Here is a 19,098-nt window from a genome sequence, read left to right as displayed (position 1 = left end):
CATCGTCGGCAAAGGATTGAATCAGCTCAATCTGACTAGGATTGACTGTAATTTCCCAGACCTTGACCTTGACTCGCTCAGGCACTGTCCAAGTTGCTTTCTTTTCATAGAGCCTCACGATACGCGGGAAACTCAGGTGCTTCAGCCCTGAGAGTAGTCAATACTAGGAGAGTTACCATTTTGAGTAATTGATGCAAGGCTTTTTTCGGAAATTTCAGAGTGTTCTGTATCTTGTATTGCAGTGAGATCGCTACTGCTGCCATTCTCTAAAATTCCTGTATTTGTTAAGTATTCTTCTAAGATGGGAATTAGAGAGCGATACCACTTTATTTGAGAACCACTCCATTTGTTTGTTGTTGAAGTAGCCAGCAAGAAAATACCATGAGCTGAGCCGGCTTGTGTCAGTATCCAAATTTGCTTGGCTTCATTACGCTCTTGATACCCCAATGAAACTAGAGCTTTGTTGACTAAATCTGGCTTGATTTTGCACTCTAAGTTATCTGTGAGTATTGCTGCTAGTTCCGTTACTGTCATCCCAACTTCTGTCAAAGGGGAAGCTGCACCAATCAGTTGTTTTGCCGTCTCTGCTACCCCTTTGAGTTCTGGGTACATAGAGGCCAGCGAGTTGAATTTAAACTGGGCGATCGCGGACGCACTCAGTCCGGTATCTTGTAGCCAAGCTACCAAGTGGTCTATCGTCTCTATGGCGGCAGCAATTTTTTCAGAAGTGGGCATCTTTGCTCGCTTAGTTTTCCATATCGTGATCTTGACAGCATGGCGATATATCTAGCGGGACTTAAACAAATTTAAAGCCTAAATAAAGCCTAAATTTGCTTTATATGCACCAAAGATGCTAGCGAAAACTAGAAAGTTTTAGGCTTCTGTTCGAGAAGATACCCCCTAACGGGAGAAGTTGAAAAAAAATTAACTTCTCAAAGGTTATGGACTCTAACACCGCTTTAATCGGTCTCTCAAATATTTGCTCTAAATCTGACAACACTCCCCCCAGTGAAGTTAAAGAAGTGGTAGCGGTAATTTTCCCTTTTCTCACTCCGCATCCTTCCGATCAACTTCCCTTTAAAGTAGGCGATATCATCAAAACTGGTAAGCATTACGGTACTGTCACTTCTCTAAATCAAACCGATCGACCTGTAAGAATTACCTGGGATGCTAGTAACAGCGAAGACAGCTTTTCTTGCAATTATACACTTGATGAAATTCGTGTCCTCAAAATCTCCCTTGTGCCTCAGTTTATTCCTCAAAAAACTACTGGAGAACTTCCAGCTTGCACAACCATCGTACTTGCTAATTCGCAACAGGTACAATTCAGTAACACAACTATTTTCCAAGTAGAATCGCTGACTGAACACCACATTTTCATCTCGACTCTCGACCAATCTTATCTCTTTCCCATTAACTTGTTTCCAGGCTTCCCGACAAGTTGTACCATAGATATTCCTGCACCTCAGCAGTTAAAAGTCGCTCGCAGTTTGTCTGTTGCTGACCTCAAAATCCGAGCTAAGACGTATTTAGCTCTCGAAATACCCGACAACTTCTTAGAATTCGCTATGCCAATTCAAAAACAGCAATTCAAAGAAAAACTGGCTCGACAATTGAGCGAAGAAAATTACGAACTTCTAGAATTTAACATAGCTTGGGAAGAAACCTGGAAGCAGCACCTAGAAAACCTAGCCAAGAAACAAGGATTATACGGATTTAAAGAGGGAGATTACATTTTAAAATGCCGAGAAGGAGTTCAACAAAGGGGGACAGTCCAACGCTTGAACGTTGAAAATCTACGTCCATTCCAAATCGAGTGGAACAGCGGAGAAATCCAAAATTACAGTTTGACCGAACTCAAAGGTTTGGGTATAGCTCGTATCGAATCTATTGTTAAATTATCCCCCAATGTGGCTTATCAGATTAGCGAAGACGGCTCCTACTTTAGAGCTTGGATTGGGTTCCGTACTAAAGCGTTAGCTAAGGCTTGGCTAATACCTGTCAAAAAGCTAGTCGGCTACCTTAGCAACTTAATTGATTGCCAAGTTCCAGATATTCAACATACAGGCTCTAAATACGAATACGCTGTAGAATGTCCCCGGCATAAAACTTTAAGTAAGCGCTTAGAAACTCTCCGAAAAGTTGCTGAATTTGATTTAGAAAAGATGCCAAGATGATGGAATAAATGGGAAATCCAATATAATTGGCTAGTTTATGACAGTGTAAATGCGATAAACAACTCTGTTACTAATCCAAAATATAAATTGCCTAATGGCATAAAATGTTGATTTTTTCTAGTCGTAAATATCAACTCAAGGAACAATCTTTGAGTTTGAGTGCTATTCAATTCACCCTTGACCCTACAATTCCAGGATCGCATGAACAAAACAGTAATGATTTCCGGTAGTCGTTCCATTAATGAATTGCCTTTAGGAGCAATCGCATCTCTCAATCGCATCATTGAACTAGGATTTGAAGTTATAGTCGGTGATGCTTCTGGTATTGATAGCTTAGTTCAGCAGTATTTGCAGTCTAAGAATTACCAGAAAGTCTTGGTTTACTATGCCTTATTTAGCGGCAATGGCAAACCTAGGAATACTTTTGGTTATCCCACCATTGGCATTCCCGGAAACTATAGCGCTCGCGACATCCAAATGTGTTCGCATTGTGATTACGGACTAGCCATCTGGGACGGACAAAGCAAAGGAACAGTAGCTAATATCAAGCGAGTTAAGAAGACCAAAGTTGTTATTGTTTAAAAACCAACAACCACTGTTCATATTATTAATCAACAAATAAATCAGCGATAGCCCTCTAGTGTACCAGAGCGCTATCGCCTTTTTTTTGTTGATTTAACCTGCTTCGTGAAACAGTCTTGCACTCAAGCTAACGCTTATTAGGGAGGCGATAGAGTTATTATCTAGCACTAATAATGATTCAAACCTTACTAGAACGACCGCAGGAATTTAAACAAATTCCCTTCACTCTCAAACCACAACAGCAGCAAACATTCGACAAATTGAGAACATTTGCAAGCAGCACTGAGTCATTCTTTTTGCTCTGCGGTTATGCAGGCACAGGAAAAAGCACACTTATTTTTCTTCTAATCAAAGAACTCTTGGCTCAAAGCAAGCGCATTGTCCTCACTGCACCTACTAACAAAGCCGTCGGTATTCTCAGAAAAATGGCAGCCTCTCAAGGTATTTTCGGAGTAGACTTTCTGACAATACACCAACTTTTAGGCTTAGGCATAGTTCGCAAAGAACAAGAGAAAGTCTTAGAACAGACAAGCTGTTGTTACCTCCACCTCTACGATATCATTTTTCTTGACGAATGTTCGATGGTTGGAACTCAATTATGGTCTTGGATTGAGCGTAGATTTGAACGTACCCTGTTCAACCACCGCAAATTAATTCTCATGGGCGACCCAGCTCAGCTTAACCCCGTCGGAGAAAAACGCTCGCCTGTCTTCAGCATTACCAATAAAACTATGCTAACCGAAGTTGTCAGGCAAGCTGGAGAAAGTCCCGTCCTCGACTTCATCACCGAATGCCGTTCTTGTGTCAAGAATAAAACCGATATGTTCTTGCCACATTCTACCTACACTCAAGGGAACAAATCTAACGGTGCATTCAAAGTTAAGCCAGAAGCACTCCTGCAATACGCCCTCAAAACCATCAAGCGCGAATTCACTTCCAACCCTGACTGCTTTCGGATTCTGTGCTGGACAAACAAGCAAGTCAACTATTACAATCAGGCCCTCCGAGAACAAGTTTACGGTCAAACAGCCCCCAGATTCATACCGGGAGAAAGGCTGATTACTAAGAAACCAATCATGGCCCCTGATGGTAAGACCGTTATTTTGCCCACTTCAACTGAATTTACCATTAAAGAAGTTGAAACGAGCCAACACTACGGCTATCGAGTATGGCTTTTAAAGATTGTGACCGATGACGGTTTATTTCGGCAAATCTTTGTGCTGCATGAATCCGAAAATAAACGCTACCAGGCTGAACTTAAGGAAAAACTCAAGAGTGCCAAGCGCAGCGGATTTTTATGGCGCAAGTATTATTGGTTTAAGGACGACATATTTGCCGAAATTGACAATTGCTTTGCCCTGACTATTCACAATTCTCAAGGCAGCACTTTTGATGAAGTGGGTTTGGACATTAATGACATTTTGACTCGGCTATTGGTGGGAAAAGAAATGAGCAGCAAACAGAAACTTAAAGAATACCACCGCCTCTTGTATGTCGGAACGAGTCGCTGCCGCCAACGGATACTATTTGTTCCTCCAATTTCATCCAGAGTTCAACTTGCATTAGGATACTTAACTAAATCTGGTTCAAGTAACTTTTGATGATAGGCAGTAGAAAGTAGGGAGAAAATAGCAATAAATCGGTTTGTGAAAAAGGCGACATCTCACTTAGAATAATATATCAGTAGGGCGAAGCATGACCTCCGTAAATATAAGACGTTCACCAATAACTTATATGCCGGAATGCTTCGCTCTCTTTTTTTCGACAAGATGCACTCCCAAAAACTGCTACTTAGATTACGATTTTATTAATCAACAAGCTCAAATTTATCATCCTAAAATAAAGGTTGATTATTACCTTTAATTGTTAAAAAATAATTACAATAATCCACCTGCTCTCAACCATATTGGTTCCACTCTTTCCACACTTCGACTCTCTTTTTTCAGCCACCGCTCGCGAGTGCTGCTACCGCAGCGGCAAATCGAACTTCTGACACACAACTAATTATGGCAAAATCTAGACTTACAGAAACACCCCCTCCGCAAAAAGTAGTACAGAGAGCAACCAAGAAAAAACGCTCTCCTGAAACAGCGACTAATTCCGCTAAGGCTGAAAAATCTGTTACAAAAATCACAAAAGGTTCTTCAACTTCTGAACCGGAAACAGCACTTTCAGAACAAGTAGAACCCTCTGAAAAATCCACAGAATATACACCAGTTTCAGCCACAGATGCTTCTGATTTAGGAGCTAAATCAAACGATGAGACATTGCCGGAGCCTTCTCCTTCCCCTTCAATCGTTGAATTTGCCTGTGATGCCAGAGAATTAAATGATTACATCCAAACTCTCAAAAGCAGCATTTATAGCAATAACAACCATGTCATTTTATCCAATATTCTCATAGAAGCAGATGCCGCAACTAGACAATTGCATTTAACTGCTTATAACCTGGAATTTGGGATACAAGCGAGTTTTGAAGCTAATGTCAATCAATCTGGAAAGCTCACTCTCCCTGCAACCATACTCGCAGACATTCTCGGAAAATTTCCGAAAAGTCGCGTTACCTTAAAGAGTTCTTGGGAAATTATCAAAGGAAGTGACGTTCCATCAGTCAGTGCCACTCTGACTGCATCAAGGAGCAAGCACGTCATTCGTGGGCTAACTGCGGACGAATTCCCTGCTATCAAGAGCCTTGAACAAAAACTTGTGACCATTCCTGCTAGCGTGTTAATTGCTGTCCTCAAAGCCAGCTTATTTGCTGTAAGTTCTGAAGAAACCAAACGTATCTTAACTGGAGCTAACTTTCAACTAAGCCACGACGCAGAAAGGGGACTTTCTCAATTGAGAGTTTGGACAACAGACGGACATCGGATAGCAATGGTTGTAGGATTCAGTGAAAGCAGTGATTCCGATATTTTGAACACTCGAAACGTGCAATTTACAGTACCCACTAAGGTACTCCGGGTATTAGAGCGGACTTTGAATCCCACTGACCGAGTAGCTATTTACTATGAGACTGAGCCTGACAATAGCAATAACTTTGTTGCTTTTGAGTGGAACAATTGGCGGCTGACAGCGCAGTTATTAGAAGGAAAATACCCGAATTGCGACCAGATTATTGCTCCTTATCGGCATGAACTTAGCCATCAAATTGTGGTAGAGAAGCTCAGCTTTTTAAAAGCCTTAGAGCGGTTAGCTTCTCACAGCGATAAGTCCCATGTTACAGCAATTTTTGAATTCGATTTAGATAGTCAACAAGTGCGAATTTCACTAAATAATACTCTCAGTTCTGGTACTGAGATAGTTGATGCCAAACTATTCGGTTGTGACTTTCGGATCAAGTGCGACATCCGCTATTTAATTGATACAGTTAAAGCTGTTTCTAGTTCGGATTTGCGGATGTTAATGGCAACTCCTACGGCTCCCATACTGATTGCACCGTTTGGAATACCAGCGTCGGGTACAGAGGCTAAGGAGTGCGAATACATTATCGCTCCGCAAGAATAAAAGGTGGGGAGCGGCATCTAAATTTGATGCCCTCTCCTGCCCCAATTCGGAGCCTATTACTGTATAAATTAGGATAATTTAAATTCCTATTTTAACATAAAAATTATCTACAAGTGTGTTCAATACTCTCGCACCAACAACTTATATTAATACTAATTATCAAGACTCATGCAATAGTAGCCGTAGGGTGTGTCGCCATTAAAAATTCCTAATTTAGACAAACAATCTCACAGATCCGCACCTGACAAACAGAGCCCACAAACAAAGCTAACAATTCTGTAGCAAGATTTTTGAGAAATGGCATAACTTCAGGCACGGCTCCCCTATCGGGGAATAGTTACCAGAAGTATTCTAACGACTCAAAATGTACCAACCACTGCACCTCAAATACCGACCAAAAAACCTGCAAGAATTAGTGGGTCAAGACACCATCAAAACAACCTTGACCAATGCCATCACCTCCGACAAAATTGCTCAAGCTTACCTATTTACTGGCCCCAGAGGAACAGGCAAAACTTCAACCGCTCGCATTCTTGCTAAATCCCTCAATTGTTTGAATAGCAAAAAGTCAACCGCCACTCCTTGCGGGGAATGTTCAAGCTGCAAAACCATTGACTCCTGTTCAAGCTTAGACGTAACTGAAATCGATGCTGCCTCTCACAATGGCGTGGATGATGCCAGAGAATTAATACAACACAGCAACTTTGCCCCAGCGCTGAGCCGCTACCGCATCTGGATTTTAGACGAGTGCCACCAACTCAGTACCAGCGCTCAAAATGCTCTCCTCAAATGCCTTGAAGAACCTCCGGCTCATGTAGTATTTATTCTCTGTACGACTGAAGCACATAAAGTGTTGCCGACAATTATCTCCCGCTGCCAAAATTTTAACTTCCGAGCCTTGTCAGTTGATGCTATTGTCGGCCAATTGCACAAAATTAGCTCCGCTGAATCTATTGAGATCGCAAGTGATGCCATGCGGGATCTCGCTCGCACCTGCGACGGAGGGTTAAGGGATGCCCTGCAATTACTTTCTCAGCTTTCACTGCTAAACTCAGAGATTACCCTAACTCAAGTTGCAGAAGTATCTGGCAGCATCAGCGAGCAAGACTCGATCGCCCTTCTCAAAGCCATTCATTCTGGCGATACCTTAAGCGTACTGCAATCTTCGAGAACGCTCATTGACAGCGGCAAAACCCCCAAACTGATTCTCAGCAGCTTGCTAGCAGCAATGAGAGATTTGCTCATTGTCAAATCAACGCGCCACTGCCAGAATTTAATTGCAGGGCCAGTAGGCTACTCACAACTGCGATCGATCGCTCTTCATCTGGATTTTGAAACAATTGATGCGGCTTGTGCACAACTGCAAAAATCCGAATTTCAATTGAGAACTAGCACCAATGCAGCTACTTGGTTAGAAGTTTGCCTGCTGAACTTGATGCTGTCAAGCAAACCTGTAGCCAAGGAAATGCGATTGCCGGCAACTTTCCCATCTAATCAGCCCGACAAATTTGATAAAACCCCTCAAAAAATAGAGGCATATTCTCCTGACTTTGAGACAACTTGGGCGCAAGTAGTAGCAGCAGCGAAACCAGGCAATCGTAGCCTCTTAAACCGCGCTCAAATTGCCGAACTTTCTGCTGATTCATGTGTGTTAGTAGTAGAAAGAAAATACGCCAACAAGTTTCAGAGTCACCTTGAATCCGTGCAGCGGATTGTTACTAAAGCTTTAGGCCGCTCTGTTACTGTTACTGTCAAACAACAGGAGGAGTTAGCAGCATGATTAGCATCCTAATTGGGAATGACACCTACGCAATTGAACGAGAAGTTGAAAAGTTTAAGACTCAAACTCATCCTCTCTGGCGAGATTTCAACATCCACCGCTTCGATGCTTCTTCCCTGGATGCAGCCCTCTCTGCTGCTGCTTCAGTTCCTTTCGGCGGAGGAAACAAACTTATTGTCGTTGAAAATTGCGATTTCAAGCAATTTGGAGAAATGGGGCTAGAATTGCTGCAAATTTTGCCCCAATTACCTGTTACAACGCACTTAGTCTTCACTGCTGCTGTTATCGACAAACGGCTCAAGGTAGTCAAGCATTTATTGCTGTTTGGTAAACTTAAGGAGTTTACTCTGATTCCCCCTTGGCGTACTGATTTGATTGAAAGTGCGATCGCTGCTACTGCTAAACAAAAGAATCTTTCAATTGCCAGAGATGCTGTCAGTTATCTAGCGGTAGCGATTGGCAACGATTCTGCTAGAAGAGTCAGTGAATTAGAGAAATTAGCCATTTATGCAGCAGGCGCTCGCATTACGAAAGAAGCTGCTAAAATCCTCGTTCCAGCTACCACAGCCAACTGTTTTCAACTTGCCGAAGCTCTTTTAAAAGGTCAAGCAGTGGCGGCAATTAAGGTGCTTGATGAATTGCTATCTCGGGCAGAGTTTCCTTTAGCAATTATTGCCACTCTCCAAACTCAGTTTAAAACTTGGCTGTGGGTAAAAGCTACTATCAATTCCGACCAACAACGTTCTGATAGCGAAATTGCTAGTATGTGCGGAATTAGTAACCCCAAACGGCTGTATTTCCTTAAGCAGGAGGTTAAGGAAGTATCTACGAACTTCTTAAGTCGATCGCTCTCCATTTTGTTTGATTTAGAAATTGCTCTCAAAACAGGAGATAAGCCTGACTCAATGTTGCCTGCTTTGCTCACCATCACTCAACTCACTCACCTTAAATAACAGGAAAGCGCTGCCGAGTTAATTCGGCAGCCTTTCATTAACAGTTCTGAACACAAAAACTGCTTTGCAACACTATTGGTAGCAGTAAGGTGCGCGGCGGCATACCCTACAGATAGAGTTTATGCGTAAGTCTTAATTAACTGTAGTGATAAAGAAGTTGTTTTTATCATTAATTTATCAAAGAAGTTTTGGAGTTTATTTATCGCACTAGGTCGCTATTTCTGTTTAAGAGCAGCTCATCTTTCCTGCATCATCCAAACCAGAAAGCCCAAGATTTGCTCAACCGGAGGTAGTGGATAATCTGTAAGATCAATGGACGCGCATTGCTCTTCTAATTTAAGAAACCGCCAGACAGTACCGCTAGTTACCGTTCCGTAAATCGTCGATATCGGCTGTTGCTTTTGTTGGTTAAAGCGTTGAGCTGCAACCATTTCTGCAAGGCATTGCCCAAGAGCCGGTTTAAGGTCTTCTTTTTTGGCTTCCACCAATATAACCGCAGGGGCTTTGATAAATAGTTGCTCCGGAGAACGACTAAGAAGAAAGTCAACATACCCTGTGAGTTCAGCCTCCGGTTCTACATTAAATTCTTCGCCTGAAAAAACGCTAATCTGTCCTTGAAGTTGGCGTTTTACTTCTAGTAACACAGGATTGATAATCCCCTCCGAACGAGCTTTTTCGCTACTCACCGCGATCGCCCAGGGAATCGTTTCTTTAAGAATATCCTGTAGTAAAGGGCTAGGAGTGACAGGGGAAATTTCTGGTAAGAAACGCGAGCCTTCAATGATTGTGAGATGGAAATCATCGACAGCTTTGCTGAGAGTAAATTTACTGTAAGGCATAGGTTTATTATTCTTAATTGGATACTATAACACTTCTGCGTTAAATGAGGTACATCTGGTAATTGGTAATTGGTAATTGGTAAGCTGTCGCGTCTTTAAATTATATACTTCAATCCTTGTAGAAAAAGCGTAAAAATTTCTCCCTTTCTCCCCTTCTCCCTTTCTCCCCCTCTCCCTCTCTTCTTTGCTACATTCCAACCTTCAACTCCGAACTGCACTCTCTTCCCCTCGGGAGCATCCCGATTTTGCAAGTATACAAAAGTATGATAAAAGGCGCTGCTTTTGGGAAAAGCCAACACTTAGCTTCCTCCAAAAATATGTTTGAGAGTCAATCAGCCAGGGAGCATCTCAGTTATGTAATGAGTAGAAATACTCACAGAGAAAGCATGAGAGAAGAAGACAAAAGATAGAAGGAAAAATTGATGACACCCGAAGAAAGTAAAATCTTACAAGAACATTTGCAAGCTGCTGCCGCAATACTTCTAAAGAATACACCAAAAGAACAACTGAAAGACTTTGCCAGCATTGAACTAGCAGTCAGAGACCATGTACTAAAAGAAGTAGCGCCAGAGATTGGAAATTTTTTTAAGCAGCAACAGCAAAACAAGAGCAGGGAGACAAAGAGGGATTCAAACCTGTCTGGGAGTATGGCAAGTCAGTGAGAAACAAAGCCAGAAACTGGGATTGAAGAAACGAACCCGATTGAGTCCACAACTCGAAGCAAGTTGCTTATTGCTGAGTGCAAATGTTTCATACGCCAATGCAGCAAGAGATTTGAAGCAACTGACGGGAATATATATTGACCACAGCACCCAACAACGTCTAGTCCATCGGCAAGAATTCGTTGAAGTCATCGCAGAGCAAACCGTGACAGATCTAAGTATAGATGGCGGTAAGGCAAGATTGAGGACAGATCAAGGAAAAGCTAGTGAGTGGCGAGACTATAAAGCGGTGACTTTACACAAACAAGCCCATGCTGCATTCTTTCTAGAAAATCAAGCCTTGCTAGATTGGGTCAATCGTCAGCCTTTGTCAGAAACGATTACTTGTTTGGGCGATGGTCATCCAGGGGTGTGGAATTTAATGGCGAACATCTCCACACCTCCGCAAAGGCGCGAAATTCTTGACTGGTATCATCTTAAAGAAAATCTCTACAAGCTCGGTGGTTCTGACAAGCGGTTAAGAAAAGTTGAAACTAGCCTATGGTATGGCAGAATCGAGCAAGCTATCGCTGCTTTTGCAGATGGGGATGCTCCTCAAGTTAAAAACTTTCTGGCTTATCTTGAAAGACATCGACTACGCATACCTGACTACCATTCCTTTCAATCTCAAGGAATTACGATTGGCTCTGGCGCGGTCGAATCGACCATTAAGCAGATTGGGCGTAGAATTAAAATATCGGGCGCTCAATGGAACCGCAACAATATCTCTCAAGTTCTCAAGCATCGCTGCTCTTATCTTAATCTTGCTTTTGCCTGAGTATTTCTACTTATTGCATAACTGAGATGCTCCCATCAGCCATTTTAGAGGAACTGAAGAATAGAGTGTCTCAAGAGTTACAATAGTCAATAAATAATTTTGAGAGACTAAATATGACGCCTGACGAACAAGCACGCTTACAAGCTCATACTGCTGAAATCGCCAAAATTTTATACAGAAACACTCCCCCCGAGGCATTAGATAGCCTGGAAACAATAGAAGGGCACTTGAGAAAACAATGGATAGAGATAGTGGGACCCGAAGTTGCTTTTTTTTTATCAAAGAAACCACGGGAACAGACAAAGGACGCCCCCGAACAGTAAAAAGCTGTGTGGGTGAGTTAAAAATTACCGAAAAACAAGCAGAAAAATTAAATCTCAAAAAATCGACTCGCTTAGCCCCTTTTTTTGAGAAATGCTGTCTGCGACAAGTAGCCCTGTTATCCTATTCCAAGGCATCTCAAGAAATTGAAGTACAGACGGGAGTCAAGATAGGTCATACCAGTTTACATAGATTGGTAGAAAACCAAGAGTGGGTCGAACCAGTAGCATTCACCCCAATTAAAGAAACCAGTGTGGATGGAGGGAAAGTGCGTGTTAGAGGACCAAAAGGGGAGGGTTCTCACTGGCTGGATTACAAAGCAGTTAGTCTTCATGGCAGCTTTTATGCTGCATATTTTCTGAAAAATGAAGTATTGATTGATTATGTCAATCGTCAGCCGTTAAATTCCCTAGTGACTTGTTTGGGTGATGGACATGACGGAATTTGGAATCTGATCGGTAAATTCAATCCGGATGGTAATCGCCGAGAAATCTTAGACTGGTATCATTTAGTAGAAAATCTGTACAAAGTAGCAGGGTCTAGGAAACGGCTGTCTAAAGCCAAAGAATTGTTGTGGCAAGGCCGTATAGATGAAACCATGAAGTTGTTTGAGTTGTGCAGTAGTCGTCAGACTACTAACTTCTGTAAATATCTCACAAAACATCGGAATCGAATTGTCAACTATCAACTCTTATCCCGCCAAAATATTTGTTCTATTGGGTCGGGAGCAGTGGAATCATTAGTCAAACAGATTGATAGAAGATTGAAGATTTCCGGCGCTCAGTGGTGTCGTGAAAATATTAATCAAATGCTCAAACTTAGGTGTGCTTACTTGAATGAATTAATCTAGAATATAGACACCTTTTCTATATTTTTCTTCCCAACTCCCATACTTTAAATACTCGTCTCTCGCCAGTTCGGTTAGCCTGCGGACGACAACTTTTCCGTTCTATCATGTAGCGCCGGGCGAAAAATTTTGGCTCATATCATACTTTTAACCATTTACAAAACCGGGATGCTCCCCTTCCCCTCTCCCTCTCTCCCCCTCATTCCCAATAGACACTTTAAATGCGTAGCAGCTTAATGGGCAGTTGACGCCTCACTTGCTTGAGAACCGCTATATACATAGCAAGTGTACTGTGTTAATGCTAGCGTCTCACGGGGCAGGGTAATCGCGCAGTGAGCCAGAGACCTACCGTTTCCCTAGTTCCTGAACCCAAACCCATAATTGCCACCAAATTCAGTCCGACTCCCAGTTGGTTTTTTTGGAATTTCCTCTCTCCTTCTTTTTCCTACCTATCGGTAGTAAGAGAGAAAAGATTCATTCTTAGAGTGACCAATGCCTCCCAATTATATCAACCTTCTTTCCCAACTAATAGCCAGACATGATTTTCACCCAAATAACTTTCCAGAAGCAAGCCATTTGCAGCCAACTGCAACAGCCGATTTGTGTGAGTTTTTAGGCGAAGAGGTTATTTATCAGACAATCGCGACTGCTACAACTCCTAAGCTCTACAAAATTCCTCAAGACTTGCCGCCTTCAATAATTTCTGCTTTGCACAGCCAAGGCATTCAACAGCTTTATTCGCACCAAATTAAAACACTCAAAGCCGTGCGCCAGGGCAAAGATGTCATCCTCAGCACAGCAACAGCTTCTGGCAAATCTTTAAGTGCGTACTTGCCTATTTTAGAGGGCATTCTCCAACATCAATTTACTGCACTCTCTATTTATGGCTTGAAAGCTTTAACAGCCGACCAAAGTCAAAAACTTGCCGATTTGCTCCAACTGATTCCTGAGCCTGCGCGCCCGCGCCTTGCACTTCTAACTGGGGATACTCCTCCCAAAACCCGAGAACAATTATTAGCTGCAAACCCTAGCATAATCAGCGCAACACCAGAATTAATTCACTATGCGCTGAAAGGCGTTCATTGGAGTCAGCCTTGGCAGCATTTTTTAAGTCGCCTCCGCTATATTGTCCTAGATGAAGCTCACACTTTTAACGGAGTTTACGGAGCTAACATGGCTAGCTTAATTCGCCGATTAAAATTGGCAGTAGACGAGCGCGGAGGTTCTTCTCAAAAACTGCAATTCCTGATATTGAGTGCTACCGTTGGCAATCCCGTTAAATTAGCAAAGTTACTATCTGGTAGAAGTCGAAAGCGAAATATCAATAAACCCGAGCGGTTAGTTTGGATTAACTCTAGCGGAGCTGCTGTCCCAGAACGGCAATTAATTGTTACTAAACCGACTCATGATGCTAATTCCGATGTTGCTCGCATCATTATGTTTTTGTTGCAGCAAGGGCAAAGCGGAATTTGCTTCGGTAACGGCAGACAAGCAATTAAGAACTTGTGGGCAACTTTTAAGCAAGAAGCTGTAACTCAAACTAACTCGGGAATTGAGTCGCAAGTAGCAATTTTCTACGGCAGTTTAACAAGCGAGCGCCGCATGGAAATTATTAACTCTTTGCAGTCAGGAACAGTTAAGTGTATCCTCAGCACTAGCGCTCTCGAGGCGGGAATTGATTTGCCTCAACTTGATTTTGCTATTATTAGGGGATGGCCGGGAAGCTTGCAAGCTTTCAGGCAGAGGGCTGGCCGGGCTGGTCGCGCAAACTCCGGTTTAATTGTCTTCATTCCTATTGCACAATCACCTTTGGATAACTATTTTGCCGAGCGCCCTGAATTGTTGCTGTCCGCCGAATCTGAATTGGTGAGCTTTAATGCCAATTATCCCATAGATATTGCCAAACATTTGATGTGCGCGGCTGTCGAAACAGGCATTCCTGCCAATAAGCTCAAGCACTACTTTGGCAAGAGCGCTCCTCAAATTGCAACGGCTTTAATTGAGCAAGGTGTTCTTCACAGAAGCCGGGATAAATTATGGGCTAAGGGCTTTCCCCATAAAGATGTAAACTTTCGAGGGGGAACGGGTTCTAGCACGATACAACTGGTGGATGCGGAGACTCAAGAAGAGATTGAACTCCTCAGTGCGGAGATTGCTTATCGAGAGGTATTTCCTGGTGCTATTTACCGCACGCAAAACTCAGACGGCTGTTTGGTGACTTATACTTCGCGCTCGCTCTTGAATGGCAAAGCTATTTTGCAAAACACCCCTGAAACTCGACTGTTTACTGTAGCGATTAGCCACACTCATACCAGCCTCAAGCAGAATTTGAGTTTGCCTCAACAAATCCCGTTGGTCATTCCAGAAGTTGAAGGAAATGTTCAAACCAATTCAACGGATAGTAATGCAATTCCAGCTCAAGCTATTCTGGAACTGGTTTGGGGAGAAATTAGCCAACTCGTCACTGGTTATCAATTATTAACTCGCAATTACGAGTTAACTTGTCTAAATAGAAAGTGTGTCAATTACAAAGAGCATTTACCAAAATGTACTGCGTGTCCTGTTTGTGGCAAGAGAACTCGCTCTGCTGAGCTAACATCGGTTCTTAATGAGGTAAACTTTGAGCAACCTTACGAAATAAAATTTGCGACTCCTGTACTGCAAATTAGTTTTAATTCCCCGGTTGAATGTTATCTGCAACAGGTAGTAACAGCTACTCGCCAGGAATTGCTTCAATCTCAACAGCAGATGGAGCCCGGATATCAGCAGTTGTGGGAGTACCCCGCGAATTTGTTGGCTATTCACAGTTTCGGCCATCAAATTTTAGCAGCTTTACCTCTGACTATTTTGGCTTCACCTAATGATGTGAATTTTCTGGTAGAGAAGAGAGGTGCAAATGACTATGCAGGACTCTTTTACGATTTAGCAGAAGGGGGTTCGGGAACCTCGGAAGCTATTTTTCGTTCTCTCCCTCAATTAGCTCATGCGGCTGCTGAGTTAGCCCGCAGTTGTTCTTGCAGTTCTGGCTGTCCTAAATGTTTGATTCAGTCGGGATGCCCTGATGGTAACAAAGCTTTACTCAAGCAGGTGGGGCTGCTGCTGTGCGAAGCATTTTCTACTCCTCAAATATCAAAATAATTGGTGGAATAGACGGCTGAGAAATGGGAATGGGGAGAGAGAAATAGGGAAAATGGGAGTGGGGAATAGAGTGTAGCTTTTTTCAAACAAAAAAGCTACGCTCTATTCCCAATTTGTTTTTACTGTTTTTATTAAACAAGACGCTGCTTGCATCAACATAGAATTGTGCGAACCGCTACTGCGGTTTTTAGGGGTGCATTTTTCAGACTTATACTCATGAAAAACAAGCTTGTCTTGCCAATCATTGACTCCAAAATTAGAGAGTCAACGCTGCTACATTTCAGAAATCAACCCTATAAACAAAAGAAAAAGCAAGCTTTAATCCCCAACCTCAAACGAGATTTAAAGCCGGGCTGGCTTTTAACAATTCTCGCACAAATAGACCGATGTTTATGGGGAAGGTGGGATTATTGGGCTTTGTGTCAAGCTGTCCCCGCTCATGCCTGGATGCGGTGGAAGATGGAGCCAATGCTAGCCATTCTGGAGAACAGAAAACCAGAAATTTTACCCAAATTTGTAATTGAGGAAACTTTGCCAGCAGAACCGATTCCCCAAATCGAATGGCAGCATTCTCCTGCCGCAGAAGCCATGTTAGATAATAGCCTCAATTGCATTCCTCAACATGGAGAATGGAAAACTTGGTCAGCTTGGGATTATTTGGAGTTTTTCTTGGACTGGGTTTTGTTCGCATTCGGACATCCAGCTTACAACATTTTACCCAAAGAACCCGCCGGCTGTGAAGGTGCATCAATACGTCTCTATCAGATGTTTGACCTGTCAATTCTCATGCTATATCCTGAAGATTATATGGGCAGACTGCTACCCCAAATTTGCGGAAAGACTGCTCAAAAAAGTTCAGGGTTTTATCCGACACCCTTAGCTTTGTGTCAGTTGATATCTAAGTTAGTCAGTGGTGATAAGACAGAGCGATTTTCCAGCTTCAATGAACCTGCGTGCGGTACGGGTGCTTTAATGTTAACACAGTCGAATTACTGTCTGAGCGGTATCGGTCAAGATATAGACCCTACTCTGTTAAAATGCGCTTTGTTTCAGTTTTATATGTTTTCACCTTGGCTGGCTGTTCCGATTTGGTGGTTGGGTCAAACTGATTTGCTCCTTGGCAATACTTTAAGTAGCGATCGACCTCAATCAATGAACGCCACTTATTGGTACAATGAGTGGTTTGAGCCAGTCGAGTCCCAGGCTAAAAATGATACTGATTGTCCAGTCGAACATGAAATAAGTTCAGGAGAAAGCTCAGAAGTTATTGACTTGAATGATCAGACATCAATTCACTCAAATCCAGTAATTCAAGAAGTTGTTAAGGGCAAACGCCGATCCAGAAAGACGACAACATCTCCTCACCAATTTACGCTGTTTAATTTGGATGATTTCTAGCCCTATACGTACCTAATTCTCACTTGTGGCGGCGGGCGTAATGTTATGAGTAGGCTGGACTAATGAAGCAAAACTGATTGTAGAAACTGCTGCTTTGAGGACTTGTTCTGCCCAATCTGCTACAGCCAGCCCTTGAGTTTTAGCCGCATCTTGCATCTGGGCTTGCAGGTGCGTCGGGAGCTGTAGAGTTAAGGTAAAAGTATCTCGTTGGGCTCGTCTTGCCTTTTTGACTAACTCTGGCTCGATCCATCGATCGAGCCACAATTTACATTTAGATCCCCGTTCGTTACCATCTTTCTCAATAAAGCTTAGTTTGCCTAGCTTGTGGCAATAAAAACTGTGAGGGTCGTCTTGAACAGGCTCAAAACTGCAATGATAGCAGTTCCAGCAGCTTCGGCATTGAGTTTCTGTCTGACTGGATGTTGCTCCCAATCCCTCAGCATTCTCTTGAGTGGCTGCTGAAATCTCACGGTTTGACGATGGATGATTGGCTGTTTGAGTTCGTTGGTTTTTGGAACTGTTCTCGTTGTTAGACTTATTCCTCGAAATTTTTTTCTGGTGTTCTTCAACAACTCGGGCAACGTGAAAAGCCGTAAGTTTGCCGTTCGGAGCAGTAGAAACCGCTTGAGCCCAAGCCCTAGGCTGCTCTTGGGAGGGTAGTGCTGTTAGAGGGCGAACTTGGCGCTCATTGGCGGGAAGGATTTGTGCGCCATGGCGCACATTTTCATAGACGGTTGCCGCTTCAATCAGTTGGTAGGCCCAGCGACGAGACATTTCCCACCGATTAGTGCAATAGTCTTCAAACGTCGAGAAGTCTTGCCGGTAAAGGCGCCGATCCCGGATCTGGCGCAAAGCTTGCCCTATTTCCCAGAAAGCTTTCAAGCTCCGTTCGACTGTAGACTGTAGCTTCCAAACTGCTTAATTCTAATGCTTCAGCATCAGTGAGCGTACTGCTGTGAGCAGACAAATCTTTAGCGTCGGCTTTGTTTAGCTGGCAGTCCTGTGCAACTCTCGCAGGGAGTTCAGCGCTGGGAACAACAGAGAAGTTATGTGCATCAGAACCGCGAACTGTTTTGGAGGTTGACATTGATGTTCCGTCCGTCTTGCGCGGTGCAAGATTAAGTATTGCATAATGCAAGAGTAGTTGCGTAATCGATTAAGGCTTTGATGGCTCAAATTTTGTAGAAAAGGGGTAAAATACAGCAGGGGCAGTCAAAAATGCGATTGTCAAAAAATTGCTCAAACCTTGCAAATACAAGGACTTTACCGTTAAATAGATGTATAGTGCCAGGTAATTTATCTGATCCGAGGTAATTTATCTGATTCTCGAAAGATCCTGTCTCAATCCCTCCCGTAGCGAAGAGGTTTCTATGTTACAAAAAGTAAAATAGTGTACTGTAATAGCGTCAGGTAAGTACTTGTGACTGTTAGCTCTGTGTCTTCTCTTATACTCGATCGCCAAAAGCGGCTGACTCAGTTGATCGAGCTGCTGCTGAAAGAAGGCTGGACTCAAAGCGCTTTAGCGTCCGCTATCGGAGTAGATTTTTCAACAATATATCGGTGGTTAAAAGGAAAAACGATACCCGAATCCGATTCTAAGAACTTTCGGCAACTGGCAAAGTTAAGCGGTGGCAGTACCAAGACTCTGCAACTTTATTTGGATGGAGAAATATCCCTATCAGTTTATCAACGCGGTTTGGATGAGGTGGCGATCGGTCAGGTGAATGGCAGCAAGAGGATAGGTTCTGAAAAAATTAAAAAAGAAGTTTTAGCAAAGATTTATTCCCTCGATCCAGATGATATTGCCGATATCATTTCTTCATCAGTAGCATTTTTAGCCAAACTTGTATAGTTAAGTAAAAAGCAGCCTGCACCCTTACGGTTTTCAGTTGAGAAACCGGAAAAATCACCGTCTAATTCCCCACTCCCCCTGACCAAGAATTTCTTGATGGTACAAACCCCCGGATTTATCCGTGGAATCAATCCAAAATCCAAAATCCGAAATCCAAAATCCTCAAGAAAGAGAATTTATCCGTAGGGTCAATCCAAAATCTAAAATCTAAAATCTAAAATCGAAT

At 42.8% G+C, this 19,098-nt stretch carries 15 protein-coding genes; 11 read left to right on the top strand and 4 right to left on the bottom strand.

Annotation, left to right across the window (positions count from 1 at the left end):
- Positions 1-141: 141 nt before the first annotated feature.
- On the bottom strand, positions 142-735 hold the full coding sequence (locus tag E5S67_RS08715; RefSeq protein WP_172186653.1) for a hypothetical protein: 594 nt from the start codon (positions 733-735) through the stop codon (positions 142-144).
- Between the two features lie 206 nt (positions 736-941).
- Between E5S67_RS08715 and E5S67_RS08710 the strand changes: the two genes are divergently transcribed.
- The 6 genes from E5S67_RS08710 to holA all read left to right on the top strand — a co-directional run bounded on the left by E5S67_RS08710 (position 942) and on the right by holA (position 8,998).
- On the top strand, positions 942-2,177 hold the full coding sequence (locus E5S67_RS08710) for a hypothetical protein (protein WP_172186652.1): 1,236 nt from the start codon (positions 942-944) through the stop codon (positions 2,175-2,177).
- Positions 2,178-2,378: 201 nt separating this feature from the next.
- Positions 2,379-2,759, top strand: a complete 381-nt coding sequence (locus E5S67_RS08705) for a hypothetical protein (protein WP_172186651.1) — start codon at positions 2,379-2,381, stop codon at positions 2,757-2,759.
- 173 nt (positions 2,760-2,932) lie between these two features.
- Positions 2,933-4,360: an ATP-dependent DNA helicase gene (locus E5S67_RS08700; RefSeq protein ID WP_172186650.1), complete on the top strand. Its 1,428-nt coding sequence runs from the start codon at positions 2,933-2,935 to the stop codon at positions 4,358-4,360.
- Positions 4,361-4,765: 405 nt separating this feature from the next.
- The gene (gene dnaN, locus E5S67_RS08695; protein ID WP_172186649.1) at positions 4,766-6,265 is read left to right on the top strand and encodes a DNA polymerase III subunit beta; all 1,500 of its coding nucleotides are present in this window, start codon (positions 4,766-4,768) and stop codon (positions 6,263-6,265) included.
- A 364-nt stretch (positions 6,266-6,629) separates the two neighbouring features.
- Positions 6,630-8,045 (top strand): DNA polymerase III subunit gamma/tau, encoded by a 1,416-nt coding sequence (dnaX, locus tag E5S67_RS08690; RefSeq protein WP_172186648.1) that lies wholly within the window; start codon positions 6,630-6,632, stop codon positions 8,043-8,045.
- Positions 8,042-8,998: a DNA polymerase III subunit delta gene (holA, locus tag E5S67_RS08685; RefSeq protein WP_172186647.1), complete on the top strand. Its 957-nt coding sequence runs from the start codon at positions 8,042-8,044 to the stop codon at positions 8,996-8,998. The genes dnaX and holA overlap by 4 nt, the downstream gene beginning before the upstream one ends.
- A 236-nt stretch (positions 8,999-9,234) precedes the next feature.
- Here holA and E5S67_RS08680 read toward each other — a convergent pair whose 3' ends face one another.
- On the bottom strand, positions 9,235-9,837 hold the full coding sequence (locus E5S67_RS08680) for a CBS domain-containing protein (protein WP_172186646.1): 603 nt from the start codon (positions 9,835-9,837) through the stop codon (positions 9,235-9,237).
- Between the two features lie 422 nt (positions 9,838-10,259).
- On the opposite strand from E5S67_RS08680, the gene E5S67_RS08675 reads away from it, so the two are divergent.
- The 4 genes from E5S67_RS08675 (at position 10,260) to E5S67_RS33225 (ending at position 17,020) form a co-directional block, all read left to right on the top strand.
- Positions 10,260-11,316, top strand: a protein-coding gene (locus tag E5S67_RS08675; RefSeq protein WP_172186645.1) for an ISKra4 family transposase whose coding sequence is annotated in 2 segments (ribosomal slippage) — positions 10,260-10,426 and positions 10,425-11,316 — 1,059 coding nt in all. Because the reading frame shifts where the segments join, the coding sequence is not laid out codon by codon here.
- Between the two features lie 113 nt (positions 11,317-11,429).
- A protein-coding gene (locus E5S67_RS08670) for an ISKra4 family transposase (protein ID WP_172186644.1) occupies positions 11,430-12,487 on the top strand; the annotation gives its coding sequence in 2 pieces (ribosomal slippage) (positions 11,430-11,586 and positions 11,586-12,487; 1,059 coding nt in all).
- Positions 12,488-12,976: 489 nt separating this feature from the next.
- Positions 12,977-15,622 (top strand): DEAD/DEAH box helicase, encoded by a 2,646-nt coding sequence (locus E5S67_RS08665; protein ID WP_172186643.1) that lies wholly within the window; start codon positions 12,977-12,979, stop codon positions 15,620-15,622.
- 216 nt (positions 15,623-15,838) lie between these two features.
- Complete coding sequence (locus tag E5S67_RS33225; RefSeq protein WP_246276689.1) at positions 15,839-17,020, top strand: DNA methyltransferase family protein; 1,182 nt, start codon at positions 15,839-15,841, stop codon at positions 17,018-17,020.
- 12 nt (positions 17,021-17,032) lie between these two features.
- On the opposite strand, the gene E5S67_RS08650 is transcribed toward E5S67_RS33225, so the two are convergent.
- Both E5S67_RS08650 and E5S67_RS08645 read right to left on the bottom strand, forming a co-directional pair.
- Positions 17,033-17,794: a hypothetical protein gene (locus E5S67_RS08650; protein ID WP_172186642.1), complete on the bottom strand. Its 762-nt coding sequence runs from the start codon at positions 17,792-17,794 to the stop codon at positions 17,033-17,035.
- A gap of 25 nt (positions 17,795-17,819) precedes the next feature.
- Positions 17,820-18,107 carry a hypothetical protein gene (locus E5S67_RS08645; RefSeq protein ID WP_172186641.1) on the bottom strand — a complete coding sequence of 96 codons (288 nt, stop codon included), beginning with the start codon at positions 18,105-18,107 and terminating at the stop codon, positions 17,820-17,822.
- Positions 18,108-18,440: 333 nt separating this feature from the next.
- Between E5S67_RS08645 and E5S67_RS08640 the strand changes: the two genes are divergently transcribed.
- Complete coding sequence (locus E5S67_RS08640) at positions 18,441-18,872, top strand: helix-turn-helix domain-containing protein (protein WP_172186640.1); 432 nt, start codon at positions 18,441-18,443, stop codon at positions 18,870-18,872.
- Positions 18,873-19,098 lie beyond the last annotated feature (226 nt).

This window comes from Microcoleus asticus IPMA8, from assembly GCF_013179805.1.
Classification (GTDB): Bacteria; Cyanobacteriota; Cyanobacteriia; order Cyanobacteriales; family Microcoleaceae; genus Microcoleus; species Microcoleus asticus.
Note: the sequence above shows the minus strand (reverse complement) of the source record. Positions and strands in the feature narration are given on the sequence as shown.